The sequence below is a fragment of the Rhodococcus sp. 06-470-2 genome (assembly GCF_002258235.1).
Lineage (GTDB): Bacteria > Actinomycetota > Actinomycetes > Mycobacteriales > Mycobacteriaceae > Rhodococcoides.
Genome location: NZ_NOYB01000022.1, coordinates 1 through 24,082, shown reverse-complemented (window position 1 = coordinate 24,082; position 24,082 = coordinate 1). Strand labels below are relative to the sequence as shown.

Annotated in this window: 24 protein-coding genes and 3 pseudogenes; 16 read left to right on the top strand and 11 right to left on the bottom strand. The window is 61.9% G+C overall.

Annotation, left to right across the window (positions count from 1 at the left end; translation table 11 throughout):
• Positions 1 to 213: 213 nt before the first annotated feature.
• Both CH276_RS12230 and CH276_RS28470 read left to right on the top strand, forming a co-directional pair.
• Entirely contained in the window at positions 214 to 732 is a 519-nt protein-coding gene (locus CH276_RS12230) for a hypothetical protein (protein ID WP_254924063.1), read from the top strand.
• A complete protein-coding gene (locus CH276_RS28470; RefSeq protein WP_032370852.1) occupies positions 716 to 1,006 on the top strand; it encodes a hypothetical protein in 291 nt (96 codons plus the stop codon). The genes CH276_RS12230 and CH276_RS28470 overlap by 17 nt, the downstream gene beginning before the upstream one ends.
• Before the next feature lie 73 nt (positions 1,007 to 1,079).
• Here the strand turns inward: CH276_RS28470 and CH276_RS12220 are convergent.
• A pseudogene (locus tag CH276_RS12220) lies at positions 1,080 to 1,596 on the bottom strand (IS30 family transposase); the annotation flags it as partial.
• Positions 1,593 to 1,895: a hypothetical protein gene (locus tag CH276_RS29360; protein WP_441344216.1), complete on the bottom strand. Its 303-nt coding sequence runs from the start codon at positions 1,893 to 1,895 to the stop codon at positions 1,593 to 1,595. The gene CH276_RS29360 and the pseudogene CH276_RS12220, both read right to left, overlap by 4 nt.
• On the opposite strand from CH276_RS29360, the pseudogene CH276_RS28965 reads away from it, so the two are divergent.
• A pseudogene (locus CH276_RS28965) lies at positions 1,801 to 2,008 on the top strand (integrase core domain-containing protein); the annotation flags it as partial. The gene CH276_RS29360 and the pseudogene CH276_RS28965 sit on opposite strands and share 95 nt — an antisense overlap.
• Positions 2,009 to 2,104: 96 nt before the next feature.
• Here CH276_RS28965 and CH276_RS12210 read toward each other — a convergent pair.
• The gene (locus tag CH276_RS12210) at positions 2,105 to 2,446 is read right to left on the bottom strand and encodes a DUF4873 domain-containing protein (RefSeq protein WP_027498244.1); all 342 of its coding nucleotides are present in this window, start codon (positions 2,444 to 2,446) and stop codon (positions 2,105 to 2,107) included.
• 132 nt (positions 2,447 to 2,578) lie between these two features.
• Between CH276_RS12210 and CH276_RS12205 the strand changes: the two genes are divergently transcribed.
• The 5 genes from CH276_RS12205 (at position 2,579) to CH276_RS12185 (ending at position 8,109) form a co-directional block, all read left to right on the top strand.
• Positions 2,579 to 3,547 carry an AurF N-oxygenase family protein gene (locus tag CH276_RS12205; protein ID WP_027498243.1) on the top strand — a complete coding sequence of 323 codons (969 nt, stop codon included), beginning with the start codon at positions 2,579 to 2,581 and terminating at the stop codon, positions 3,545 to 3,547.
• Between the two features lie 158 nt (positions 3,548 to 3,705).
• The gene (locus CH276_RS12200; RefSeq protein ID WP_032370853.1) at positions 3,706 to 5,220 is read left to right on the top strand and encodes a flavin-containing monooxygenase; all 1,515 of its coding nucleotides are present in this window, start codon (positions 3,706 to 3,708) and stop codon (positions 5,218 to 5,220) included.
• Positions 5,221 to 5,259: 39 nt separating this feature from the next.
• Positions 5,260 to 6,129, top strand: coding sequence for an SDR family NAD(P)-dependent oxidoreductase (locus tag CH276_RS12195; protein ID WP_094629833.1), 870 nt, complete (start codon positions 5,260 to 5,262; stop codon positions 6,127 to 6,129).
• Entirely contained in the window at positions 6,126 to 7,196 is a 1,071-nt protein-coding gene (locus CH276_RS12190) for a ferredoxin--NADP reductase (protein ID WP_032370854.1), read from the top strand. The genes CH276_RS12195 and CH276_RS12190 overlap by 4 nt, the downstream gene beginning before the upstream one ends.
• Positions 7,186 to 8,109: an alpha/beta fold hydrolase gene (locus tag CH276_RS12185; RefSeq protein ID WP_094629832.1), complete on the top strand. Its 924-nt coding sequence runs from the start codon at positions 7,186 to 7,188 to the stop codon at positions 8,107 to 8,109. Before CH276_RS12190 ends, CH276_RS12185 begins: the two co-directional genes overlap by 11 nt.
• Here the strand turns inward: CH276_RS12185 and CH276_RS28960 are convergent.
• Positions 8,087 to 8,479: an AMP-binding protein gene (locus tag CH276_RS28960; RefSeq protein WP_141214700.1), complete on the bottom strand. Its 393-nt coding sequence runs from the start codon at positions 8,477 to 8,479 to the stop codon at positions 8,087 to 8,089. The genes CH276_RS12185 and CH276_RS28960 overlap by 23 nt on opposite strands.
• Positions 8,480 to 8,612: 133 nt before the next feature.
• Here CH276_RS28960 and CH276_RS12180 point away from each other — a divergent pair, with 133 nt between their 5' ends.
• Positions 8,613 to 9,365: a TetR/AcrR family transcriptional regulator gene (locus CH276_RS12180; RefSeq protein WP_094629853.1), complete on the top strand. Its 753-nt coding sequence runs from the start codon at positions 8,613 to 8,615 to the stop codon at positions 9,363 to 9,365.
• Positions 9,366 to 9,396: 31 nt separating this feature from the next.
• On the opposite strand, the pseudogene CH276_RS12175 reads toward CH276_RS12180, so the two are convergent.
• Positions 9,397 to 9,902: pseudogene (locus tag CH276_RS12175) on the bottom strand (transposase); the annotation flags it as partial.
• 427 nt (positions 9,903 to 10,329) lie between these two features.
• Between CH276_RS12175 and CH276_RS12170 the strand changes: the two are divergent.
• On the top strand, positions 10,330 to 10,884 hold the full coding sequence (locus CH276_RS12170; protein WP_032364186.1) for a PaaI family thioesterase: 555 nt from the start codon (positions 10,330 to 10,332) through the stop codon (positions 10,882 to 10,884).
• A gap of 16 nt (positions 10,885 to 10,900) precedes the next feature.
• Here the strand turns inward: CH276_RS12170 and CH276_RS12165 are convergent, their stop codons facing one another.
• On the bottom strand, positions 10,901 to 12,376 hold the full coding sequence (locus CH276_RS12165) for an MFS transporter (protein ID WP_371128951.1): 1,476 nt from the start codon (positions 12,374 to 12,376) through the stop codon (positions 10,901 to 10,903).
• A 203-nt stretch (positions 12,377 to 12,579) separates the two neighbouring features.
• Here CH276_RS12165 and CH276_RS12160 point away from each other — a divergent pair, with 203 nt between their 5' ends.
• Both CH276_RS12160 and CH276_RS12155 read left to right on the top strand, forming a co-directional pair.
• On the top strand, positions 12,580 to 13,284 hold the full coding sequence (locus CH276_RS12160) for a TetR/AcrR family transcriptional regulator (protein ID WP_032364248.1): 705 nt from the start codon (positions 12,580 to 12,582) through the stop codon (positions 13,282 to 13,284).
• A 244-nt stretch (positions 13,285 to 13,528) separates the two neighbouring features.
• On the top strand, positions 13,529 to 14,083 hold the full coding sequence (locus CH276_RS12155; RefSeq protein WP_063217018.1) for a recombinase family protein: 555 nt from the start codon (positions 13,529 to 13,531) through the stop codon (positions 14,081 to 14,083).
• A 14-nt stretch (positions 14,084 to 14,097) separates the two neighbouring features.
• Here CH276_RS12155 and CH276_RS12150 read toward each other — a convergent pair whose 3' ends face one another.
• The 5 genes from CH276_RS12150 to CH276_RS12130 form a co-directional block, all read right to left on the bottom strand.
• Entirely contained in the window at positions 14,098 to 15,030 is a 933-nt protein-coding gene (locus CH276_RS12150) for a GIY-YIG nuclease family protein (RefSeq protein WP_094629831.1), read from the bottom strand.
• Entirely contained in the window at positions 15,030 to 19,955 is a 4,926-nt protein-coding gene (locus CH276_RS12145) for a DEAD/DEAH box helicase (protein ID WP_094629830.1), read from the bottom strand. Before CH276_RS12145 ends, CH276_RS12150 begins: the two co-directional genes overlap by 1 nt.
• Before the next feature lie 217 nt (positions 19,956 to 20,172).
• The gene (locus CH276_RS12140; RefSeq protein ID WP_254924061.1) at positions 20,173 to 20,754 is read right to left on the bottom strand and encodes a hypothetical protein; all 582 of its coding nucleotides are present in this window, start codon (positions 20,752 to 20,754) and stop codon (positions 20,173 to 20,175) included.
• 168 nt (positions 20,755 to 20,922) lie between these two features.
• Positions 20,923 to 21,564, bottom strand: coding sequence for a hypothetical protein (locus tag CH276_RS12135; protein ID WP_094629829.1), 642 nt, complete (start codon positions 21,562 to 21,564; stop codon positions 20,923 to 20,925).
• Positions 21,565 to 21,727: 163 nt separating this feature from the next.
• Positions 21,728 to 22,237, bottom strand: coding sequence for a hypothetical protein (locus CH276_RS12130; RefSeq protein ID WP_052057729.1), 510 nt, complete (start codon positions 22,235 to 22,237; stop codon positions 21,728 to 21,730).
• Between the two features lie 564 nt (positions 22,238 to 22,801).
• On the opposite strand from CH276_RS12130, the gene CH276_RS12125 reads away from it, so the two are divergent.
• The 4 genes from CH276_RS12125 to CH276_RS28465 are packed head-to-tail and all read left to right on the top strand — an operon-like array spanning position 22,802 to position 23,942.
• Positions 22,802 to 23,038 (top strand): hypothetical protein, encoded by a 237-nt coding sequence (locus CH276_RS12125; protein WP_037146810.1) that lies wholly within the window; start codon positions 22,802 to 22,804, stop codon positions 23,036 to 23,038.
• 48 nt (positions 23,039 to 23,086) lie between these two features.
• Positions 23,087 to 23,386 carry a hypothetical protein gene (locus tag CH276_RS12120; RefSeq protein ID WP_037146805.1) on the top strand — a complete coding sequence of 100 codons (300 nt, stop codon included), beginning with the start codon at positions 23,087 to 23,089 and terminating at the stop codon, positions 23,384 to 23,386.
• A gap of 56 nt (positions 23,387 to 23,442) precedes the next feature.
• Positions 23,443 to 23,772: a hypothetical protein gene (locus CH276_RS12115; RefSeq protein WP_037146804.1), complete on the top strand. Its 330-nt coding sequence runs from the start codon at positions 23,443 to 23,445 to the stop codon at positions 23,770 to 23,772.
• Positions 23,772 to 23,942 carry a hypothetical protein gene (locus tag CH276_RS28465; RefSeq protein WP_165839653.1) on the top strand — a complete coding sequence of 57 codons (171 nt, stop codon included), beginning with the start codon at positions 23,772 to 23,774 and terminating at the stop codon, positions 23,940 to 23,942. Before CH276_RS12115 ends, CH276_RS28465 begins: the two co-directional genes overlap by 1 nt.
• Positions 23,943 to 24,082 lie beyond the last annotated feature (140 nt).

The window sequence follows — 24,082 nt, the reverse complement described above, 5'->3', positions numbered from 1 at the left end:
GACGACCGAACGAAACCGCACCCCGAGCCCACTGAGGTCGAGGACAGCGCGGCAGCAGCGACGCCGGATGGCGATCTACTGATGGACGAAAACGCCCCAGCCGCGTCCGCCGTAGCCACGGCTGGGGCTGGAGACAGCGACGTCGAACCCCCCTCGCCAGGTGGGCACCGCTGGTCAGCATCGCCGCGATCACGTGCCGTGGTGGTTTCGGCCGTGATCGTGGTGCTCGCTGTGCTGGCCGGCGTGTTCGCCTACCTCTACCTCGAGGCCGACGAAGCGAAGTCGGTATTGGAAAACGACGCCGCGCAACGGGCCGCCGCGGCGAAGGCCGCCTCGGATTACACGACCAGATCCCTGACCTACAGCTACCAGAACACCGACGCCTTTTTCGCGGCAGTCAAAGAGGACGCGGGTGAGGCTCTAGTCAAGCGGTATGACGAGGTTCGGCCGACGCTGACCCAGATTATCCAGCAGGCCCAGGTGCAGGCGTCGGGACGCGTTCTGGCCACCAGCGTCACCGGTGACACCGGTGACACCGGTGACACCGGTGACACCGGTGACACCGGTGACACCGGTGACACCGACGAAGAATACACGGTGATGGTCTTCGCGAGCCAGAAGACGCAGAACGTGCAGAATCCACAACCGAGTGAACTGCCGACATTGTTGAAGGTGGTCGTGACGAAAACCGCCCAGGGCTGGCAAATTCAGGACTATGGCCCAGCTGAATGAGGCGGCGGCTCCGCAGAAGGAGTTCCACGAAGAGCAAGATGCAGGACGGTACTCATTTTTCGACGCGGTCGCAGATGTCGGAGATGTCGGCGGGGTCGACGCCGGTGAGGAGTTGGGTGATCTCTTCGGGTTGCGGGTGCCACTCGATCGGGTCAGTTTGCGAGTGGTCGAACACCGACATAATCGGGAATGTCGGGATTTTGCAGGCCTCCTCGCCGTGCCGACGGTCAAAGACACAGCGATGGTCACCACGGCGCTGAAGATGGCGTTGTGACGACGAGATCACGGTGGACGCCGCGTCGGCTCAGGGCTCATCCATCACAGCGGTGCCGGCAGTCAGGGCGGATTCAACCTGTCGTCGCAACACAGTGCCGTGAAGCCGAGCGTATCTGCTCTGCAAGCACTTCCGCTGGGGTTCGCCACCCATGTGTTTTGCGCGGGCGGTTGTTGAGTGCATCCGTCACGGCCTGAACGTCACTTCGACGGTATCGAGCGAGATCGGTTCCCTTCGGAAAGTATTGTCGCAGCAATGCATTGGTGTTTTCGTTCGTTCCTCGCGGCCAGGGGCTGTACGGGTCGCAGAAGTACACACGGATCCCGGTTTCTGCGGTCAACTCCGCATGACGTGCAAGCTCCGCCGCGGTCCCAGGTCACCGATCTGCGCAGGTGCTCCGGCAGCGGTGTCATCGCAGCCTGGAGTGCATCGCGGACCGACTCCGATCCGTAACCGGACAACGCCGGCCCGTTCTTCACCGGGGGCGCATCCCCGTACCCATCCTTACGTGGCAGATGCAGCAACGTGGTGAATCTGCTGGTGCGTTCGACAAGCGTACCCACTGCGGACCTGCCCAGCCCGATGATCAGACCTCACCGTTTTCGTCGCGGATCACGCCCGAGAGCACTTCCTGCACGTACTCTCGAAGAGGTTCGTGTTCAACGAGTTTGGCTACCTTGGGTCGCCTTGCCGCAAGATCGGCTTTCCATTGCGCCACTGATGTGCGGTACTCGAGCTTGCCGTCGCGGGTGGCAGCGTTGCGAGGGGATTGCGGCATCGATCCGCTGTGTCGGGATGCGTACGACAATGCGTTGGCCGAGAGCACAATTGGGTTGTTCAAGACCGAGGCAGTATCGAAGAGAAGCCCGTTCCTGAACGGCCCGCTCAAGACCATCGACGATGTCGAGTTCGCCACGATGGGATGGGTCGACTGGTTCAACCAACGCCGCCTCCCACAGCACCCTCGACTACCTCACACCAGACGAATTCGAGAAGGCCTACCGCAGTCAAGAATCGGCTGTCTGGTGGCGTTGCTTCACCCGCCTGGGCGCTATCGGACTGGATGCTGGGGAACGCCCAGGGCGCAAAGCGGGTCGGTCAACCCTGATGTTCACTCTCTGCTATCGACTCAACTTCCTCGAGCGTGGTGGGGATGTGGTACGGCGGTCTGCTCGTGCCCGAGATGCGATAGCGGTCCCAGAAATCAGGGTCGCCCACGACGCACTCGGCGCGTCCCTCTGGTGTCGCAAAGACGGCAACCGTGCGCCTTCCCGAGAGGGCGGCGTGGAGCGCATCATTCTTGTCGATCCTGCCGTACCAGGTGTATAAGCCGTTGAGGGGCTGGAAATAGCCTTTGATCTTCACCCCGACAGCAATCTCCTTGCCACGGCACACCAAGGTGCCCTCGCCGGAGTAGTCGAGATCGTGGTCGTCAGACACGCAAGGCTCACTTTCTTCACATCGAACATTGACAAAAGAACGCATTGGCGCAGACACTATCAGTATCTGGTACCCGGAGTACGGGTATGAAGTCGAGACTCAGCTCGGCCCGGAACGCAACGGAGGTGTCACATGACCGTTCAAAATGTGGAGACCAAGCCCGACGTCTCAACGGAAGGCGCTGCGCGTGTCAGCGCCCGCAAGCCCGTCGACATGCAGAGATCTGCCGGCCGACTGCTGCGGGCGGCGGCCGAAAAATTCTATGACGCGGAGATCGACATCGATTGGGACTCACCCTGGGAGGAAGGAAAGTACTACCTGCCAGAGCATCGGGTCTCGCTCTACGGCACCAAGCTGTGGGAGAGAATGAGCGATGAGCAAAAGGCGGAACTCGGGCGCCACGAAATCGTCAGCATCCTCAGCTTCGGTATCTACGCGGAGAATCTGCTCAGCTCGGCGCTGCTCCGAACATCCGCCAAAGGCGCCCTGACAGATCAAAGGTCCCTCTACGCCCTTAACGAGATCGGCGACGAGGCACGTCACTCGACGATGTTCGCCCGACTGATCAACAAGACGGGCCTGGCACCGTACAAGTTGCCGAAGGGGTTCTTGAGCATCGCGAAGATCTTGCACTTTGTGCCTCTCGGCCCGTCCGTGTCCGGCGCGACTCTGCTCATCGAGGAGATCCTCGACCGCGCTCAGCGCGAGGCGATGAATGACCCGAAAATGCAGCCGCAGCTGCGCCAGCTCATGAAGATCCACGTTCTCGAAGAGGCCCGTCACATCACGTTCGCGCGGCTGGAAATGGTGGAAGGGATGCAGCGTCGCGGACGCATCTCGCGCGCCTGGCATAGAGGCACGTTGGCGGCCATTGCGAACTTTGCATACCCGTTGCTCATCAATCCGAAGGTATATCCCGATGTCGGAATCAGCCGTCTGCGCGGCCTGTGGGCGCAGCAGACGAGCCCGAACTATCGCGTCAACTTGCAGTTCATGTCCGAGCCGATGATCCGATTCTTCCACGAGGCCGGAATGATGGAGGGGAAGTTCACGATGGCGATGTGGCGCGCAACGCGCAGCCTGCCCGACGATCTGCGCTAACACGCCCGGCCCGGTCCGCGCGTCCCACAGCCCATTCCTCGACCCCACGACCGGATTCCTCGGTTCGTGGGCTTGGGCGGATGACATTCCCACACCTGCCACGCGTCACGGCGCGCCGTGCGGGTCCGTTTTCTGCATTCGATCAGGAGATTTTCACAATGCCGTCCTCCAACGCCAAGTCCGCCGCCACGGCGACAGACCCGGGAATAACCGAGCCCATCACTACCAAAGTTCTCATCATCGGCAGCGGCTTCTCTGGCCTCGGTATGGCCGTCCAGCTCCGACGACGCGGGTACAGTGATTTCATCGTTCTAGAAAAGGCCGACTCCGTCGGTGGGACGTGGCGCGACAACACCTATCCGGGATGCGCGTGCGACGTACCGTCACTGATGTACTCCTACTCGTTCGAGAGTCGCGGTAGCTGGTCGAAGGTGTGGTCCTCGCAGCCCGAAATCGAGCAGTACCTGAAAGATATCTCCAACAAGCGTGGTGTCACTCAGAAGATCCACTTCGGGCAGAAGTTGGTCTCCGGATACTGGAGCGAGTCCGAATCTCGGTGGCACCTGCGTACCGAGTCGGGCCGGGAGTACGTCGCGCAGTACATCGTGTCCGGTGTCGGCGCTCTGCACATCCCGAATTTTCCGAATATCCCCGGAATCGACGAGTTCGCCGGCCAGGCGTTCCATTCGGCACAGTGGGACCACACGGTGGATCTCCAGGGCAAGCGGGTGGCCGTCATTGGCACCGGTGCCAGCGCGATTCAGTTCGTGCCGTTCGTGCAGAAGGACGCCGGCACACTCACGGTCTTCCAGCGAACCCCGGCTTGGGTACTTCCACGCAAGAACTTCGCGGTGCCGCCGGTACTTCGGACGCTGCTCAGCAAGATCCCCATTACTCGCCGCCTCGCTCGGTGGTCGGTCTACTGGGGCGCAGAGAGCCTGGCCTTCGGGCTCAACGGCCACTCCAACCTTATGCGACCGATCGAAAAGGTGGCGAAATGGAACATCGAGCGTTCTATCACCGACCCCGAGCTCCGCCGGAAGCTGATGCCGTCCTACCGCATCGGATGCAAGCGCATCCTGGGATCGAACGACTACTACCCTGCGCTCGCCGCCCCCAACACGACAGTGATCAGCGATCGGATCGAAAAGATCACTGCCGATTCGATCGTCACCCCTGACGGCGTGTCACACCCTGTGGATGTGATCATTTACGCCACAGGGTTCCATGTCACGGACGGGTTCGATCAACTCGCGCTCAAGGGCGCTCGGGGCGAGGACTTGCCGTCGCACTGGCACCGGACGGGCATCAATACCCACCTCGGCATCACCACCGAGGGCTTCCCGAACCTGTTCTTCCTGCTCGGACCTAACACGGGTCTTGGGCACAACTCTGTCGTGTTCATGATCGAGCAGCAGATCAAGTACATCATGAAGGCCATCGACGCCGTCGACAGTCGAGGTGCGGAGCGTGTTGATGTGCGGGCCGAGGTTCAAGAACACTTCAACAAGAGCATCCAACACAAGCTCGCCAAGGGCGTGTGGACCAACGGCGGATGTACGAGTTGGTATCTGGACTCGCAAGGTGTCAACCGTACGGTATGGCCCGGGTTCACCTGGCAGTACTGGCGAGCGACGAAAGACTTCGATCCCGCCGAGTACGAGATCGCCTGACAATCCAACCGTAGGTCATCGAGAAGTGAGTATCCGACAGTGAGTAGTTCGACAGCAGGCAATTACGCGACCCAGGTCGCAGTCGTCACGGGAGCCGCCTCAGGGATCGGTCGGTCCCTTGCCCTCCAACTGGCCGAACGCGGGGCCAGCCTTGCCTTGTCCGACGTCGACGAAGTGCATCTCGAGGAGACGGCGGACATGTGCCGTACCGCGCATCGTGCGGCCGTGGAGACCGCGGTGTTGGACGTGGCAGATCGTGCTGCGTTCCAGGTTTACGCAGAGAGCGTGCAGTCGTCTTTCGGGCGCGTCAACATGGTGTTCAACAATGCCGGCGTCGCCCTCGGCGCCGACGTTGTCGACATGTCCTGGGAGGATTTCGACTGGCTGATGGGCATCAACTTCGGTGGTGTCGTCAACGGGACCAAGGCGTTCCTGCCTTATCTGATCGCCTCTGGTGATGGTCATCTGGTAAACACCTCCAGCGTCTTCGGTCTGGTCGGGATCCCCAGTCAAAGCGCTTACAACGCCGCGAAGTTCGGTGTGCGTGGCTTCACCGAAGCGCTTCGGCAAGAGATGAAAATCAGTCGGCATCCGGTCACGGTGACATGCGTTCACCCCGGCGGCGTCAAGACTAATATCGTCAACAACGCTCGTGGTGTATCCGATATGGGGGCAGATACCGCCACCATTGCCTCGATGTTCAACAACATCGCCAGGACCACTCCGGAGAAAGCTGCGTGCGCCATCCTCAAGGGAATGGACAAGAAGAAGCCCCGAGTGCTGATCGGCGCAGACGCACGTGGCTTCGACTTTGTCGCACGCGTTGTCGGTCCGCGCTACCAGGACATCTCTGCGCCTGTCACACGCGCGGGCTACGCCTTGGCTCGTAAGCGGGGGATCATCAAATGACCCTCGAACAGGAGAATCGGCCGGGCACCACCGCGCGATCGCGAACGCTGACCGTGTCGGAGGTCGTGCAGGAGACCAAGGACTCCGTGAGCATCGCCTTCGAAGTGCCTGACGAGATCGTCGACGATTTCAAGCATCTACCCGGGCAGTTCATTACGTTGAAGATCCCGTCCGACCAGACGGGCCACGTCGCACGATGCTACTCGCTGAGCAGTTCGCCTCATGTCGATGACTTCCGCCTCGAGATCGGGGTGAAGCGCACCGCTGGGGGGTATGCGTCGAACTGGTTGTGTGACAACGTTTCCATCGGCATGGAGGTGACCGTCCTCACGCCATCGGGAAAGTTTACCGCTAAGAGCCTCGACGTCGACTTGCTCTTCTTCGCTGGCGGAAGCGGCATCACTCCGGTTCTGTCGCTGGTGAAGTCGGCTCTGGTGTCGGGCAGTGGGGAAGTTGTCCTGTTCTACGCAAACCGTGACTCCGATTCGATCATGTACGAGTGCCAGCTTGAGCAGATTAGATCTGAATTCGCCGAGCGGTTCACTTTGGTTGACTGGCTTGAGTCGGAGAACGGGATTCCCACATCAGAGGCTGTAGAAAAGATTATTCGTGAACACAAGGGATCGGCAATTTTCACCTGCGGGCCTTCCCCTTTCATGGATCTTGTGGAAAGCTCTGCCGCCGCATGCGGAGTGGATCATTCGGATGTACATCGAGAGGTATTCCAGTCGCTGACGGGTGACCCGTTCGACACCGCAACACTGCGTCGACTCAGTGACGACGAGGGTGTAGCTACGGCCACGGTTTATCTGAACGGAGAGTGCATCACCACGGAGTGGCCACGTAACACGCCTCTGCTCGATGTGCTGCTCTCGCGAGGGCACAACGCCCCGTACTCGTGCCGAGAGGGCGCATGCAGCGCGTGTGTGTGCAAGCTCATCGATGGCGATGTCGAGATGGTGCAGAACAACATCCTCGTAGACGACGACATTGAGGACGGCGAGCGACTCGCGTGCCAGGCACTTCCGCTCACCGACGCTGTGACGGTGAGTTTCGATGACCTCTGACTCCTCGAAAGCTGGCCTATTGTCGCGGCGGTCGCGGGAGGTTCTCTCCAGTGACGGCACGAGGCTGTTTGTCGAGGAGTACGGGCTCGGTGATGATGCGCCGCTGCTGGTGTTCAGCCACGGGTGGGCTTGCCAAGGTCGGTTCTGGAGACCTCAGATCGAGCACTTCGCCACCACACACCGTGTGGTGGTGTATGACCAACGAGGGCATGGCTGGAGCGACCGGGGTCGCGCGCCCTTCTCTTCGTCGGTGCTTGGCGACGATCTCGAGGCTGTCTTGCGCGCTGTCGTCACGTCTAATCGTAAGGCATTGGTGACCGGTCACAGTATGGGCGGGATGTCCATCATGGGTTGGGCTGCCGAGCACCCGGAGTCGGTGCCCGTCTTATCCCGTGGTGCCGTCTTGGCGAGTACCGGCCCCTCGCAGTTGGTGAGTAGATCGACGCTAATTGGGTCGCCACGTCGATTCCGCGCCTCACTGGAGCGGGCATTCGCAGCCGGGCTCGCCACCGCGGGACCGGAGATGCTTGACACTCGCTTCAACCGACGGTTGGTGAAATACGGGACGATGGGTCCACACGCGCCAGCAGACGTTGTGGCTGAGTGTTCCGACATAGTACTGCGGTGCCCCCCTGAGGTTCGGGGAATGTGGGGCAGGGTCCTGGCCACCATCGATGTAAGCAAAGGAATCGACTCACTTACGGTTCCGACGACCGTGATCGTGGGCTCGGCCGACAAGTTGACACCCGCGGTTCATTCCATTGATCTCGCCGACCGACTGCAGCAGCGCCGCCGGTTGCATGAGTTCGTGGCGTTGCCACAGATCGGTCACATGATCAACATGGAGGCGCCAAACTATTTCAACGAAGCAGCGGCCCGATTGGACGCAGTCACGGTAGGCGATGGCTTTTGAACCGTCGACCGGACACACATGAGCTCGTGAGACGGCCACGATCGTCGACAGGCCGCGCGTGTCCGAGTTGGGAGGGGTCCATCGAGGCGTACAGCATCGATGGCATCGCCACGGTGATCTTTTTTGCGTCGATGGTGCGCAGCACCTCGGCGGATAAAATTTCGGCAGCACCATCATCGGGCCGTCTTTCGTCAGGGTCGGTACGAAGAACGCGGCCCCAGCATGCGACAGCGGGGTGCACAACGAGAATTTGGGGTACCCGGCCATTCTCACTCCGGAGAGTTGAATCTGCGTCATCGTGAACATTGCCGAAGCCTCCGATGGCTCCCTTCGGCTTTCCGGTCGTGCCGCCGGTGTATGTGATCGACACGGTGCGATCCGGCGGACGATCGGCTGCTTGAGGGAGGGTGCCGAACCGCTGCGAGCGAACCGAGTGGTTTCAGCGAACGGCTCTCCAGCCCGACTCGCTTGAGAGGACCCTTCCGGGTATTGTTAACCCCATAATGTCATTCGTCCGCCGCGTTTCATTTACTCCATCTCAGGTGCAGCGTCGAGTGGCCGATGCCCGTAGCACCCGCTGGGATGAGCATAGAGTCGAGGTACGCGCGCAGCTGGTCGACGCGACCATACGGATCATCGAACGGTATGGTGCAGGCGTCAGCATGGACGACATCGCTGCGGAGGCCCGTGTATCTAAACCAAAGCTGTATCGCTACTTTGGCGACAAAGCGGGCTTGAACGCGGCGGTGGCGGCGAAACTCGGTGCGTTGATGTGGGATTCGGCGAAAGTCACTATTCTCGCCGACCAAGATTATCTTTCGGTTGACGATATGGTTCGCTCGTCCGTCCAGAGCTACGTCACGCTCGTCGGGCGGTATCCCACGGTCGTCAGATTCCTTATGGCGAATCACTTGTTTCAGTACTCCGGATCGGGAAATGGCGGAGTTGCTGACGAACTGAGGTCGGTGATGGAGGTCGTCGCCGATCGGTTCACTGAAAGTCTTCAGCGTGTTCACGCAGATACTTCGGTCATTCCCTTGGCCGTGGCGTCCATTCTGGGTTCTGGTCTATCTGCGACTCAGTGGTGGATCGACAACGGTCGTGAGCAAGGGGTGGATGATACGTTCTTCGTCGCACACCTATCAGAGACGACGTGGGGAATCATCGACGGCGCGGCCGCAACCGTAGGCGTGGCCTTCTCACGCAGTCTGCCATTCAGCCATCCCGGTTTCGCCTCCCGCCACAAAATGGACTGAATCACCCTAGATATCCCAGAAGTGTAACTTGTCAAGCTGCGTCGGGTTGTTGCGCGGTGCGGTGTGCCCAAGCGGTGTGTTCGTCGTATTCGGTGCAGTGGCGTACGCACCCGTGCAGGAGCCCGACAAGTCTGTTGGCGAGTGCGCGGAGCGCTTGGTGGTGGAGGTCTCCGGTAGCACGGTGTTGGTCGTAGAACGCGCGAGCGGCCGGACTCTGGCTGAGGGCGCAGAACGCCCACCGGTCGATGGCATCGTAGAGCCGCCGGTTGCGGATATGTCGAGCCAGTACGGCCCGCTTCTTGCCCGACGCAACTGTCAGGGGTGACGTACCGGCGTAATTCTTGCGAGACTTGGCGTTGGTGTAGCGGTCGACGTCGTCGCTGAATTCACCGAGCCCCGGGCGGCGAGGATGACACCGATTCCTGGCAGGGAGAGGTAGATGGCGGCGTTGTGTATCCGCGTCCGGGTGTGTTTCAAAATGGCGGGTCAGTTCGGCTTCGAGTCGCCGATCTGACGGTTCAACTCCGCGATCAGCGCCAAGAGTGCGCCGGCATCGCGCTCGACCTGCGCTGCGAACGCCTGCAACCACGAAAGGCGAACGCTACCGAGCCCGTTTCTGCGCCCGCTGCGCACTCCGCGACGACCTCCATGCAATCTTGATATTCGATAACGAGGACATCGCGCTGGACGTGGCGTGTCCCCGTTCACTGGGGACACGCCACCTGGACAAGAACTCAGTTACGGGCAGTCCGCAAACGCGGCCTCAGAATAGTCATCTCCAGGTCCGAAATCCTCGCGGCAGATCACTTCTCTCTTTATGCTATGTCGGCTTGGTCGATCCTTTAGTGCGGTTCACTTCTGACATAGTGCAGTTTATCTATCGAAACTAACAGCGGTGCAGGCCGAGCGCACGATGACGCGACAGACTCGGCACAATTTTTTTTCACGACAGAGAGGTCCGACCATGAAAAGAGTTCCGGACGAGGTCAGCGGGTCGGCCGGCCCGGCTGTCGAGAACTGGGCGCGCTCGTTCTGGAGCACGAGTTTCGACTCGCCTGATCTACCGCCCCACCACCCCGACTGTCTTGGTTGTGGGCCGCAGAACCCGCACGGCCACGCCCTGTCGGTCCAGCGTGACGAGAACGGCGTGGTGGCTCACCATGTGTTCGATCAACGTCATGTCGGGGCACCCGGGATAGCACACGGAGGCGCGGTGGCGACCGTTCTCGACGATCTGTTCGGCTTCCTGCTCTACACAGTGGGTGAGCTCGCCGTGACGCGGCGTCTCGAGCTCGACTACCTGGCGCCGGTTCTGCTCGGCACTCCATACGTATTGCGTGCTGCCGTTCGGTCTCGTGATGGGCGCAAACTGGATCTCACGGCCACGATGGACGATGCGCAGGGCCGCTCGGTAGCCACCGCTACTGCCCTGTTCGTGGTGGTCGAGGTCGAACACTTCATGCAGTCCCAAGCCCGAGCCCAACTCCGGGCCACGGACACGAATCACACCGAAGAATAGACACCCTGGCCGACCTTCACCGACGTCCATCACCCGCGGTGGCTGTCGTACGGCTGCGTCTACCTGGCGCAAAGACGGCGAGGACGAGTGCCCCAGCGGCGGTCAGCGCCGCCAACGACAGTGTCGCCTGACCACTTCCGTGTACGAATGCGGCTCTGGCGAACTCGGCCAGCGGCTGACCAGCTGGTCCTGCGCGGTCGGCGACCTGTAACGCGGCGGCCAGAGAATCGGCCACCGGACCACGGGCAGGCTCGGGTAGCTGGGGCAGAGCCGGCTGAATGTGCTGAACGTAACCGGCCGCGAGCACGCTACCGGCTACCGCAATCCCAATCGCGGCACCGATTTCGCGAGCTGCGTCGTTGACCGCGGCAGCCACCCCGTGCTTGGCCTCAGGAGTGTCCGAGACGATGGCGAAAGTCGCAGGGGCGGTACACAACCCCAAACCCGCACTCATGATGAGCAAGGGCCACAGCAGGTCAGGGTAAGTCGCCGCGACGGTCAGTCTGCTCACCATCACCAGTCCCGCCGCGATGGTGAGCAGACCTACAGTGGTCATCACCCGCAGCCCAACAATGTTCGACAGCCAGGGTGCAATCACCGAGATCACGATGAGCGGCACGACCATAGGGGTCAACGCCAACGCGGCGGTGAGCGGTCCATAACCGAGAATCAACTGCAGATACTGCACCAACAGCAAGAACACCCCGAAGGTCACCAGAAATTGGATACAGACAGACAGCGCGCCGGCACCGAAACCACGGCGGGCGAACAACCGGACATCGAGTAGGGGTGCCGAGGAACGTAGTTCTACGACGACGAACACCGCAACCGCAAACAAGCCCACCGCAGTGCTGATGGCGACGAGCGAATCCGACCAGCCACGGGCCGGAACCTCGATCACAGCGAAGACGATCGCCCCGACCGCGACAACTACGGTCACCGCGCCCACCCAATCGACCGGTGGATGCTCCTGCTGGCGGGACTCCGCGATACTGCATGCCAACCCGGCCAGAACCGCTCCGGCGACGGTCAACCCGACGAACACCGAGGTCCACGACCACTGCTCGAGCAGCACACCAGCCCCGAGGATGCCCAGGACCGCCCCGGATCCAGCAACCCCGGCCCACACACCTACAGCGCGGCCGCGATGCGCCGGTGGAAATCCCGCGGTCAGTATCGACAGCGTCGAGGGCATGACCAGCGCCGCACCCGCCCCAGCCAACGCGCGAGCAGCGATCAGCCACGCCGGGTCGGCGAGAAACAAGGGCAATGCCGACGCGAAAGCGAACAACGCCAACCCCGCCACGAGCACCCCCCGGCGACCGTACCGGTCACCGATCGCACCGGCAGGCAGAACGAAGCACGCCAAAACCAACGTATAACCGTCGACTATCCAGGTCAGTTGGGCTTGCGTCGCCCCTGTCGCGACCGCGATCTGGGGCAACGCTGAATACAATGCTGCCATTGCGGCCACCACCAACGCGACTGCCATGCACGACACAATCAACATCCACCACTGGGCACCGCTCCATCGAGCGACGCTGGCAGAGTCGGATCTACGTTCGTTCAACGGCCAGCCTCCCAGTTCGAGACTGATCGTCTCGGTTCGAGACTATTAGTATCACAACTCTGCGGGTGTGACAGAATGATCAATCGAGGACATGTCTTGTCAGTCAAATGGAGCGGAGCCCGTTCATGGTCGACCCTCTCGTTGCAACCGAGGGCTCGGCCGACCCCCGGCTGGCGCGCTCACGTAACCGGTTACTCGAAGCGGCCGGTCAGCTGCTGTCCACCGGCGGTGTGGAGGCGGTCACCGTGGAGGCGGTCACCCGCATGTCGAAGGTTGCACGTGCCACTCTGTACCGACATTTCGGAAGTACCACTGACCTGCTCGCTGCAACCTTCGAGCGACTATTACCCCCAGTCGACACCGATATCGATACCGGTCCGCTACGTGAACGTCTGATTTCGTTGCTCACCACCCAAGCCGACCTCATCGACCAAGCTCCGGTGCAGATGACCACGCTGGCCTGGCTGGCAATGGGGCCCGTCAACAGCGGCGACGCCAGCCGGCGCGATCTCGATCCTGGCGCGGTGGTCTCGCTTCGGGCCCGTGTCATAGAGCAATACCGCAGGTCCCTGGATCAGATCCTGACGGCGCCTGACGCTCGCGCTGTGCTCGGCGAGATCGACACCACCTTCGCCCTCATTCAGCTCCTCGGACCGATAGTGTTCGCTCGCCTCACAGGACTGCGCCACATCCACGCCGACGACTGCATCCAAATCGTCGACAACTTTCTCGCCGCCCATGCCGCAAGTGTCCGATCGAGCACTTCGCGCGACAACAGCCGTCCATGGCCGGCCGCGGCGCTAGACCCGCAGCTCACCGACGGCCAGTAAAACTTGATGGGAAATTTCACCATCAATGCGCTATCCAGTCAGGGATCGCAGCGCTCACTGGATAAGGCCGGACGTGTGCTCGAGAACTCGGAGTTGCACTGCAGTGCACTTCTGAAACAGTGCAGTCGTCTTCTGAAACTGACAGGTGCGGAGGCGACCAGCCCGAATGTCGTGCCAAAAACGTGAGCTAAACCGATCGTGTCAGAACCTGCCGTGTCAGTGAGTTGTGGCAGTCTCTCGCGCTGTGGGACACAAATACGGCTACGCCAGGGTTTCGACCACCGATCAGACACCCGCGCTACAGAGCGACGCTCTAACCGCGTTTGGGTGTGAACGGCTCTTCGTCGACACTGCCAGTGGGTCCACGACCACGAGGCCCGCGCTCGACGAGCTCCTGGCCACCCTATTGCCCGGAGACACCTTGTGCGTGTGGAGGCTCGACCGGCTCGGTCGCAACCTCCCGCACTTGATCGAGCTCGTGACCGAGCTGAAATCCAGGGGAGTGGGGTTCGCATCGGTCACCGAACAGATCGACACTGCCACCGCCGGAGGCGAACTCATCTTTCACATCTTCGGTGCCCTCGCCTCGTTCGAGCGGCAGCTGCTCCGCGAACGCACGAATGCTGGCCTCGCCGCCGCGCGCGAACGCGGCAAGATCGGTGGCCGGCCACCTGCACTGTCGACTGCCAAGAAGCGTGAAGCCACCCGAATGCGCAACCAGGGCAGCACTATCGGCGACATCGCTGAAGTCCTCGGAGTGAGTCGGCGAACCCTGTACCGCCATTTTGCGCAATCCTAGAGTTGCGCGGAAAGCTACGCGGTTGGCACTCCCGCTCCGACCTCGACGGAATCACTCGCCGGTGCCGCCTCGCGTTGCGCCTGAGCGCTGGCCAGATCACGGGCCTCGAGTACGTTCAGATCTTCGCCGGCCTCGTTCTTCCAGCTGATGCGGCCGTTGTTGCTTCCACCGACGAGCACTGCACCGGCAGCGGATGGACTGTCGAAGAGCTCGTCGTCGCGAAATATGAAAGCGCCATCTTCGATCGTCGCGCGGCCGCTGGCGATGAGCGACTCGCGGGTAGTCCGGACGCGCTCGGTAGCTGCGCCACGTAGATCCGGTCGTCCACGGGAACCTCGTTGCACAACAATGCCTTCGGAAGTCAGGTACCCCTGCGCGTCGCATCCGGACTCACGGAAGAACAGAGGCTGGTTTGGCGACTCTTGACCTGCTCTGGATTCACCCTTCGTTGGACGGATCGAATCGAGGATCGGTGCGCCGAGGGTGGTCAGCAGGACGGAGATCGTGTCCAAGAATTCGTGGCAATCCGCCTCGAGCGGTGCTGGTGTGAACGGGTTGCTCGCGTCGTTGCCATTGGTCAGCGTGTACCGGTCTGCGCGTTGGGCGGTTCGGATCGACAACCACTCCAGGTAGGAGACGTGCGTGGAGGTCCATTCGTTGGTCAACGACACTGCAACCATCGCGCGGGTCCAGTTCTTCTCGCCGTGCTCACCTAAGCGCTTACCGACGTTCCCGGTCTGGCCGATGTATGCGGTCCGTTCGTCTTCGCTACCTCCGAACAGGTAGTACACCCCGACCTGTGTCGATGCCGGGAGCTTCGCAAATTCGCTCAGCAGCGATCGCGGGATGTCGAAGACCCGGACGGTCCTGGTGGTCAGGCTCGCGACCCGAATACCGGCGGGATCCCCACTGGGCAGGTAGATCTGGATGGTCTGAGCGCGGACCATCAGGCAGCCTTCTCGATGCCGAGTTCGCGAATGATGCGCATCGTTTCAACGGCGACGGTGGTGACTTTCTTGATCAGTTCGACTATGTAGGTGGGGTTGTCGTGTTCGTCGCACCACAGGTTCGGATCGTTCACGACGCCCGATGGTTTATCGGTCTTGATCTGGTAGCGGTCGATGATCCATGCCAGCGCTGACCGCGAACCGAGCACATACTCCTCAGCTTCGGGTGGAATGCCGGTGAGGCTGACCTTCGAGTTGTAGACGATTGCGGTGTGGTCGGACTTGTTGCGCCACTTCATTTTCTGTACTCGCCATGTCTCGCGATCGTGTTCGTCGACACCGGCCTTTATCTCGACATCGAGTGGGTAGGGATCGACGTCCTCGTACTGCATATGAATGGTGCCGAGCTGCTCGCCGGCGGCGGCGAGCTGTGTGAAGCGCTCCAAGTTTTCAGGGGTGGGGATGTGGGGGAGCATTTTCTTCAGATCTGCCGCGTACGTCTCCCGGTAGCCGGGGACATGCAGCTGTCCATACACCGACCAGAAAACCTGATCCTTGGTCACCGAAGCGTCAAGCGCGGTTCGGTAGACCTCAAGGATCTCATCGGTGATGTTGTCCACCCGCCGGTAACCCCACTCATCGACCCCCAAAGTATCGGCCGTCGATTCGAAGTCGAACCCGCCGCCCGCAGCACCGTCGATGCGTTCGTAGGTGTAGCGAGGGAAGAACTGACCAGTGTCCAGGAGGTGCAGGTTGGGAATCAAATTGGTCGCAAATGGAGTGAAGTCGAAGTGTGATGCCGGCCCAGTCAGAACGATGCCGTAGTTCCGGTGGTGGGGCGTTGGGAACATCGAAGGGAGCCTGCCAGGTCGGTCATTCAGGGACTTGTCGAAGTAGACATGGCTTCCCTGGAATGGCCGGTAGGCGCTTTCGCGGTATGCAGAAGTCTCTTCGCGAATGACCCTGCGCGCGTCGATAGATGACAACAGCGAGCTGCTCCACGAGATGCTTTGGGGATCGCGGTTCACCACGTCCTGAAGGCGTTCGTTCCCCCGTTGAGCTTCTGCGCGATGAAGTTCCGCTTGATAGAAGGTGAGCGTCCTGCTGACCTGTTCGCGGAGCGAGTTCATGGAGAAGCTATAAACCCAGCTATCTCGGTTGGTCTTGAGTCCGCCCGAGAAAGTTCGGAAGACGACGGCTCCCGTAGCACCGCGGCTCGCGATCGCCGGCCATGAGCTGAAAGCACTGTCTCGCTGGCTGATCCAGTCGCCGTGCGCGTTCGGCTGCACACTCTGCCATTCGAGGGTCTCTATGGTGCTCGTGTCAACGAGACGGAGTTTTTCTGCGCGGTCGAGATAGTCGCCGATATCTCGGTAGTGGATCTGTACGGGTCCTGTGTGTTTTGCGTTCTTAACACCGACGAAAATGACGATGGTGGAACGGCTTCCGGAGCCGAACACCTTGCCGCCTTCTCGTCGGGAAAGTTCGCCGGCTGTGCGTTGGTTACCGCGTAGATTGTAAATCCACAGGTGGGCGAACTCGTCGGCCATGCTCAGCCGCACTCCGTCGGCCGTGTTGCCGTCGATCCATCCTCCGTTGGAAACGAATGCGACTATTCCGTGGTCGCCGACACGGTCGGTGGCCCATCGGTAGGCGCGGTAGTAGGAGTCGTAGAGGCTGTTCTTGAGCTGCGCCGTCGAGCGGCCGGCGTAGGTTGCGGCGATACGGGCGTCGAGGGTGGGGTAGCTGAGGTTGGCGTTGTTGTCGTTGGCGCTGTCCTGCCCGACCGAGTACGGCGGGTTACCTACGATGACATTGATCGGTACGCGCTGCTGGCGGACGATGCGGTCGTTGTTTTGCGGGAACATGATCGCGTCCATACTGTCGCCGTCTTCGGAGATCTGGAACGTGTCGGTGAGGACGATCCCCTCGAACGACTCATACTGCCCGCCCTCGCCATCGGGGGTGGTCAGTGCGTGGTAGGTGGTCTCGATGTTGACGGCGGCGATGTAGTACGCGAGAAGCATGATCTCGTTGGCGTGCAGCTCTTCCCGGTACTTGCGCGCCATATCGTCGGGAAGGATCATCCCGGTTTGAAGGAGTCGGGTGAGAAAGGTGCCCGTGCCCGTGAACGGGTCCAGGATATGAACCCCTTCGTCCGTGAGGCCCTTTCCGAAGTGTTCCTTCGAGACGTGGTCTGCGGCGCGGAGGATGAAGTCGACGATCTCGACGGGGGTGTAGACGATGCCGAGAGCGTCGGATTGCTTCTTGAACGCGACACGAAAGAACCGTTCGTACAACTCGGCGATGACCTGCTGTTTGCCTTCGGCGCTGGTCACTTCGGAGGCCCGTATGCGCACCGAGTCGTAGAACGAGTCGAGACCGGCGGTCTCCGATTCGAGGTTGGCGTCGTCGAGTGTGTCGAGCATCTGCTGCATGACGATCGAGACCGGGTTGTGCGTGGCGAAATCGTGGCCGGAGAACAGGGCATCGAACACCGGTTTGGTGATCAGGTGTTGGCTGAGCATGCTGATCGCGTCGTCACGGCTGATGGAGTCGTTGAGGTTGTCGCGTAGCCCGGTGAGGAACCTCTCGAACTGCTCGGCTGTCTCCGGGGAGGCACCGGTGAGGAGAGCGTTGATACGGGCGATCTGGGCGGCGGCGATGTCGGCGACGTCGGCTGCCCACTGTTCCCAGTAGACGCGGGTGCCGACCTTGTCGACGATGCGGGCGTAGATCGCTTCCTGCCACTCCGAGAGTGCGAACAACGCCATCTGTGACGCCACCCCACCGCTCCCACCTTCGCCGTTGTCGGGCTTCGGATCGGTGTCCGGGGTGGGGTGTCCGTCGCCGATCGTCTCGTCGGAGTCGGTGGTGGGGCCGATGTGGCCGCCGAGAAGTCGATCGTTGCCCTGGCCGGCTTTGGCTTGTTTGGTGGTGGCGTTGAGGGCGATGGAGTTGACCATCGCGTTGAATCGATCATCATGCGCGCGTAGGGCGTTGAGGACCTGCCATACCACCTTAAAACGGCGGTTGTCAGCGAGGGCCTGCGACGGCGACACTCCGGCGGGCACGGCGACGGGCAGGATGATGTACCCGTAGTCCTTGCCGGGCGAGAGGCGCATGACACGGCCTACGGACTGGACGACGTCGACGACGGAGTTGCGGGGGTGCAGGAACAACACGGCATCGAGAGCCGGAACGTCGACGCCCTCGGACAGGCAGCGTGCGTTGGACAGGATCCGGCATTCACCCTCGGGGACGGGCGCTTTGAGCCAGGACAGTTGCTCGTTGCGCTTGAGAGCATTGAAAGTGCCGTCGACGTGGCGTGCGGAGACGACGAGGTCACGGTTGGTGGCGTCGACCTGTTCGCCGTCGTTCTCGTTTTCCTCGAGGAGGGCGCGATAGGCGTCGACCACGTCGGGGAACACTTCGGCGACCTGCTTGGAGGCGGCGATGTCCTTGGCGAACGCGACGGCCCGCTTCATCGGGGGTGCGCCGACAGCGAACCCGTCTCCGTCGGGGGAGCGGCCGGCGCGTTTGGCGAGACCGTTCCAGCAGCCGACGATCTTGGAGGCGTCGTCGAGTTGGAGTTCGGCGAAGTTGCCGGCGAGCTGTTTCTGCATAGGGGCCGCGACGAGGTCCTCGTCGACGGTGAGCACGATGACCTTGTAGTCGGTGAGCAGCCCGCGCTCGACGGCGTCACCGAAGGACAATCGGTGCAGCTCCGGCCCGAAGATGTCGACATCGTCCATGGACGACAACTCGGCGGAGTGGTCGGCGGCCTTCTCCTTGACTGCGTCGTCGAAGATCCGCGGCGTTGCCGTCATGTACAGCCGCCGTGACGCTTTCAGGAACTCGGCGTCGTGGACGCGGACGAAGTTCGATTCGTCCGCACCGGCGACGGTGACACCGGTGGTGCGGTGTGCTTCGTCGCAGATCACCAGATCGAATGCATCCACCCCCAGCCCTTGCGCCGCAGCGACCGTCGGCAGGGACTGGTAGGTGGTGAACACCACGGTCAGTCCTTTGGAGCGTTTCCGGTGCGCCATGTGCGATGCGAGGTTGTCGGGGTCGGTGGTCACCGGGATCGCGACGTCGACGGTGCTGTAGTCCTCGGCGGAGCGGGAGACCTTCGAATCCGAGCACACCGCGAACGCGCGAATGTCGAGCTGGGTTTGAGCGGTCCACTCTCGAAGTGTCTGCGAAAGCAAGGAGATGGAAGGGACCGCGAACAAGATGCGTGCACTGCCGCCGGCCTCGGCAGCCGTGCGTTCGGCGATCTTCAGAGCGGTGAACGTCTTTCCCGTTCCGCAGGCCATGATCAGTTTCCCGCGGTCGTTGCCGGCGGAGAACCCGGCGAAGACCGCGTCGATCGCGTCGACCTGGTGCGGGCGGGGCTCGTTGCGGACCGCTTCGCTCAACTCGACCGTCAGCTCGCCCTGCGGCCATGCGATGTCCCAGTCGATCGGGGCCTCGGCGATCTCGGCCAGACCGATCCGTTGGACAGGGATGGTCTGGTGATTGATCGCGTCTTCGGCGTTCTTTCCCCACCGGTCGGTGGTGGAGATGATCACGCGGTTGGTGAACGACCGATCCCCATCGGCGGTGGGAAATGTTTGTCCCGAGGCGGTGAAAAACGAGTCGAGATCGCCTTTGCTCAACGTGGTGGTCGGTTCGTAGAACTTGCACTGGATCGCGGTGTAGTCGCCGGTGTCGCGTTCGCGGGCGACCAGGTCGATACCGGTGTCGGCCTTACCTTGACGGTCGGGCCAGTCGATCCACCGCCACACCTGCTCGTACTGCTGCGACAGCGTCGGATCGAGCTCGAAGTACCGAACCATCAGCTGCTCGAACTTGGTGCCCCGCTCCGAATTCGACGGCTCACCGCGGAACGCTTCGATAACCTCGTGCACACTCGCCATGACCTACCGAAACCACCTCAACGTCGGGGACGATCAGACCGAGTATGCCGCTTACACCGACGACAACCGCCATCCACGAGGACTCTTCGGCGTTTCGGTCACGGAAGAGGTCGTGGCACAGCAGAGTCTCCCGGGTAGAGCCGCAGACGCAGAACGCTCCGGTGTCGAATTCTTGAGTGCGACGGGGCGTGCCGCCACGAGGCCTGCTCGGTCGGAGTCAGGATTGTTCGCGCGCCGCGGCCTGGACGGCACTTGCGAGTCCGGAGAACGAACATCCGACGGGATCGTGCGAGAGCAGACTGCTCAACACAATCGACTTCTGCTCCCCGAACGTGAAGTTGAGGCGCTGGGTGGACATCACGTAGAAGTCCCACTGGTCTAGGTCGAGCGGGTCGGCGGTGGCCCGATCGGTCTGTTTGAAGACACAGAAGACGTATACGTCGGCCTGCCGCTTCCGTTGCGCGGCAATTGTGTTCGTCGTCGCGTCCCAGCCGTTCGTCGGCTGGATCCCGAAGCTGATCGTCGACAACCTCTCCTGCTTCCAACTCTGCAGGTACGCAGACGATTTCACCTCGACGCGAATTCCCCCTTCGATCAGTAGATCAGAAGCATCCCACTCCACTCGGACTCCATCGGCTACGCATCCGAGTGCGAGTCCGACAATGTATTCGGCGAGAACACCGCGTTGAGCGTTACCGATGAGATCCGAGCACGCCCAACGCCAGAACTGGCGAAGGTCCGATCCGATCGACTGCCCCTGCTGTGTGAACGGCTCGTCGCCAGTCTTCGGTGCTGTCACGAGTGAGTCGCGGTGGTTCGTGAACTCGATCGACGAGCATTCGGCCACGTCGAACGCATACCGGGTCCCGTGGTGGTCGTGCAGCATCGCACTCGATGGGTCGAGATGCCGATGAACTCGAAATCGACAGCCATGAAAATTCTCCCTCGATCGGACAGGTGAACGGAACTAGCTCTTCCGAGGTCTACTCATGTGCCGCCAGATCGAGTGGTCGAGTGCCGACACCGGCATGTCCATCCGCCTCGCAGCGTCGGTCACCAGCCGTGAGACTTCTTCGCTCCCGAGTCTGCGACCCAGCGCCTCCACCACGAATCGAGTGACGAGAGTGTCGGCTTTGACGCCGTCGTGGCCGACCAGCATGAGGAAGTAGTCCCACGTCACCGGGCCCAAGCCGCGAGTTCCGCAGTACGCGGCTCGCTGCGCTGCCGAGTCCCGATCGATGTCGGATGCGTGGCGCGCGCCCGACGCTGCGAGCCGGCCGGCAGCAGAGACGATCGCCTCAGCCTTCGGCACACCCCCGGTCTTCTGCTTGGTGCCGAGCACCGTTTGAAGCCACTGCGGGTCGGCCTCGCCCAGTACACCGAGGTCGTCCCAACTTTGCCTGCCGGACTCGGCCTTGTACCGCTTGATCGCGCCGCGTACGCCCGTGTCGGCAGAGACTCCGTAGACCGCTCTGATCGACAGGACCGCATCGATCAACGCCAATTCCACATGCCCCGGCCATCCGTCCGGGGCAGCGTGCATCTCAGTGATCTCAGCCGTGAGGTAACCGACGAGCACCTCGACATCGCCTGCGTCCGTCGTCGCCATTTACGGTGGATCCCTTCTGGGTCGATGAGAGCGGACGTTACCGGCCAGCGCCGACCTATTTACACAGATCTCGTCATCGACGCCCACAGTCCGTCGTACGGGCGAGGGTAAGGCAGTCGACACACGTTCCGGTGCCGCCTGCGACAGTCAGGCGGACGTTCGGCTATCCGCGGATGACGATCTCGATGGCGTCGACATCGACGTCGTACGTCTTCGCCAGACCGGCCTTCGCCTGCCGGATCGTCAACGCGGCGACCTCCGTCGTCGGTGCTTGCGTACTCGTGGACTGATCGTCGAATTTCTCGAAATTCGCATCCGCCAGGTCGATTCCCAGATCGTCCAACGTGGTGTACCGCACCGGATTTCGGTCACCCGTCCAGACATCAGGGACGCTGATGTGGGCGTACTCGCTGAACTGAATCTTCCACCGGTCGGGCCTATCGTCCGTCGCGGGAACCAGCCGAGAAATCCGCCCCACCAAAAAAGCGCTCCCATGATCCTCGGTGCCGTCCGCATACGCCTCGACGTTGTGTGCATTCTGCGTGCACACCACGTACTGGCACTTCCTGGCTCGCGCTGCATCCAGTTTCCACGACTGCGACCCACCCTCACCCAGAATCGAGTCGAGGCTCTTGCCGGTGAACACTGCCACTGTGTCTTCGTTGGTTGTCATGCCGAGAACGTAGCAAACTATCCAGCTTCGTGGCACGAACTATAGCTAGTTTTATTAATAGTCTGAAGCATCATGCCTGTTGGAGCACGCAGAAGTATGCCTCACCAGCGAGCCTCGCGGCGCTACCGCGACACCGAGCGTGGTCGGTCCCCGTCGCTCCCGCACAGTTACCCGAAGTGCTCCACAGGTGGAAGGTTGCCATCTGACGACATCGACGAGCGGTCGCGCATTCCGCCTGCCGGCAGTGCCGGCCACCTGCGGTGTCCCCTGAGTGGAGCTCCGCTGCGCTCCGCACCGTAGAAGAGCATCGTTCTTTCGGGCATCTGGCTGCCATCGAGTCTGCGTCACCCGTGCCCGCCTTACCCACCCCTGACTCCGCGATGCTCCGGCCCTGCGGGCGCGCCGAGAACTTTTCACGAACGCCTCCGGCTGAAAACTTCCCGGCCCAGGGGCAGGACGCCGTTCCCGTGCGCCGCCTACTCTCCCCACGCCAGATGACGGCGAAAGAACGCAGGGGAGGACGCAACACCGACCCGGCACGAGTTCCGAAGGGCAGCAACAGTTATGACCGAGACCACGAACACCGACGCCGTCACCTGCATCGCGGACGGCCCCGACTGCACCGGTGACGTCGAATACCGGGACGCACTGTCCGGGACCGGGGTATCGCATCCGAGGTGCGACAAGCACTGGCAAGGCCGTCTCGACCTCGAGGACGACCTCCGCCGCCGTTACCCGGCCCACGCACCCGCCGACTTCGACCCCACCTACGCAGGCGAGCACTGGGACGAGGACTACTGACCCTGCCCGCTCACCCATCCGAACCGCACCGACCGAGGAGCAGAAGCCATGACCGCCAACGACATCGACGACTACTGGACCACCTACGACAAGGCCCTCGACGCGGCCGCCGAATGTCGGAGCGTCGAATCGCTGATCGACACCCTCAACCGCTACTACCCGCCCTCGTCCGGAGTGGCGTTCTTCCCGAACGGGGCCGACCGAGACCTACTCGGCACACTCACCGACGCCGGACACTTCGCTACCGTCTGGATTCACGCGGACTACCACTTCGCGCTCCGTGACGGCCGCGGAGATGGATTCACCTACATCGAAGGCGACATCGTCCGCGGAACCTCACGCCGGTAGAACACCCGCCCCGGTGCCAGACGGCACCGGGGCACCACCTGGAAGGAACGCCCCTGATGCCCGCTCAAGCATGGGTCACCCTGATCGTCGGCGTCCTCGCCGTCGTCGGCGTCGCCCTGACCGTCCGCCAACGCACCGTGGCCGACAAACGCGCCCAAGCCTGGCAACGGATCACCTGGTGCCTCGAGCGCACCACCAGCGACAACGACACCGAAGCCGAACTCGGATGGGACATCTACGCCACCGTCACCGACTCCGCACTGATCACCCGAACCGAGCAGGACGTCCTGGTCGCGGTCTCCGATCGAGCTGCAGCCCGACGTGCACTGGCGGACCAGGACCAAACCGAGGACACTGACAACCAGAACGATCAGGAGGACCCATGATGACCACCACCGAAAAGCGCACCGACCGCCCCGCCGAGCGTCCCCGAGTCGCCGCCGCAGCAGCCCGCGCCTCGATCGCGCTCCGCGAACGCACCGGCCGAGAGGTGCCGCAGTGGCTCCGTGACACCGCCGAAGGGCGCCCGACCACCCCACCCGCCGAGCTGACCTGACACAGGCACCAGCCGCAGACCGATAAGGCCCGCACCCGACAGGCGGATTCTAGGGGTCCTCGCAACACCTGATGGTCAGATGCCTGTCAGTAGATCACGTAAACGCTCGGCTGGAGTTTTCCAGCCGAGCGTTTTGCGTG

Coding starts and splice junctions, on each gene's coding strand:
- CH276_RS12180 (WP_094629853.1), top strand. CDS start 8,613: ATGTCATTCGTCCGCCGCGTTTCATTTACTCCATCTCAGGTGCAGCGT.
- CH276_RS28465 (WP_165839653.1), top strand. CDS start 23,772: ATGACCACCACCGAAAAGCGCACCGACCGCCCCGCCGAGCGTCCCCGA.
- CH276_RS12185 (WP_094629832.1), top strand. CDS start 7,186: ATGACCTCTGACTCCTCGAAAGCTGGCCTATTGTCGCGGCGGTCGCGG.
- CH276_RS12150 (WP_094629831.1), bottom strand. CDS start 15,030: ATGGTCCGCGCTCAGACCATCCAGATCTACCTGCCCAGTGGGGATCCC.
- CH276_RS12190 (WP_032370854.1), top strand. CDS start 6,126: ATGACCCTCGAACAGGAGAATCGGCCGGGCACCACCGCGCGATCGCGA.
- CH276_RS12115 (WP_037146804.1), top strand. CDS start 23,443: ATGCCCGCTCAAGCATGGGTCACCCTGATCGTCGGCGTCCTCGCCGTC.
- CH276_RS12120 (WP_037146805.1), top strand. CDS start 23,087: ATGACCGCCAACGACATCGACGACTACTGGACCACCTACGACAAGGCC.
- CH276_RS12145 (WP_094629830.1), bottom strand. CDS start 19,955: ATGGCGAGTGTGCACGAGGTTATCGAAGCGTTCCGCGGTGAGCCGTCG.
- CH276_RS28470 (WP_032370852.1), top strand. CDS start 716: ATGGCCCAGCTGAATGAGGCGGCGGCTCCGCAGAAGGAGTTCCACGAA.
- CH276_RS12125 (WP_037146810.1), top strand. CDS start 22,802: ATGACCGAGACCACGAACACCGACGCCGTCACCTGCATCGCGGACGGC.
- CH276_RS12205 (WP_027498243.1), top strand. CDS start 2,579: ATGACCGTTCAAAATGTGGAGACCAAGCCCGACGTCTCAACGGAAGGC.
- CH276_RS12160 (WP_032364248.1), top strand. CDS start 12,580: ATGGTCGACCCTCTCGTTGCAACCGAGGGCTCGGCCGACCCCCGGCTG.
- CH276_RS12200 (WP_032370853.1), top strand. CDS start 3,706: ATGCCGTCCTCCAACGCCAAGTCCGCCGCCACGGCGACAGACCCGGGA.
- CH276_RS12135 (WP_094629829.1), bottom strand. CDS start 21,564: ATGGCGACGACGGACGCAGGCGATGTCGAGGTGCTCGTCGGTTACCTC.
- CH276_RS12130 (WP_052057729.1), bottom strand. CDS start 22,237: ATGACAACCAACGAAGACACAGTGGCAGTGTTCACCGGCAAGAGCCTC.
- CH276_RS12170 (WP_032364186.1), top strand. CDS start 10,330: ATGAAAAGAGTTCCGGACGAGGTCAGCGGGTCGGCCGGCCCGGCTGTC.
- CH276_RS12165 (WP_371128951.1), bottom strand. CDS start 12,376: ATGGCAGTCGCGTTGGTGGTGGCCGCAATGGCAGCATTGTATTCAGCG.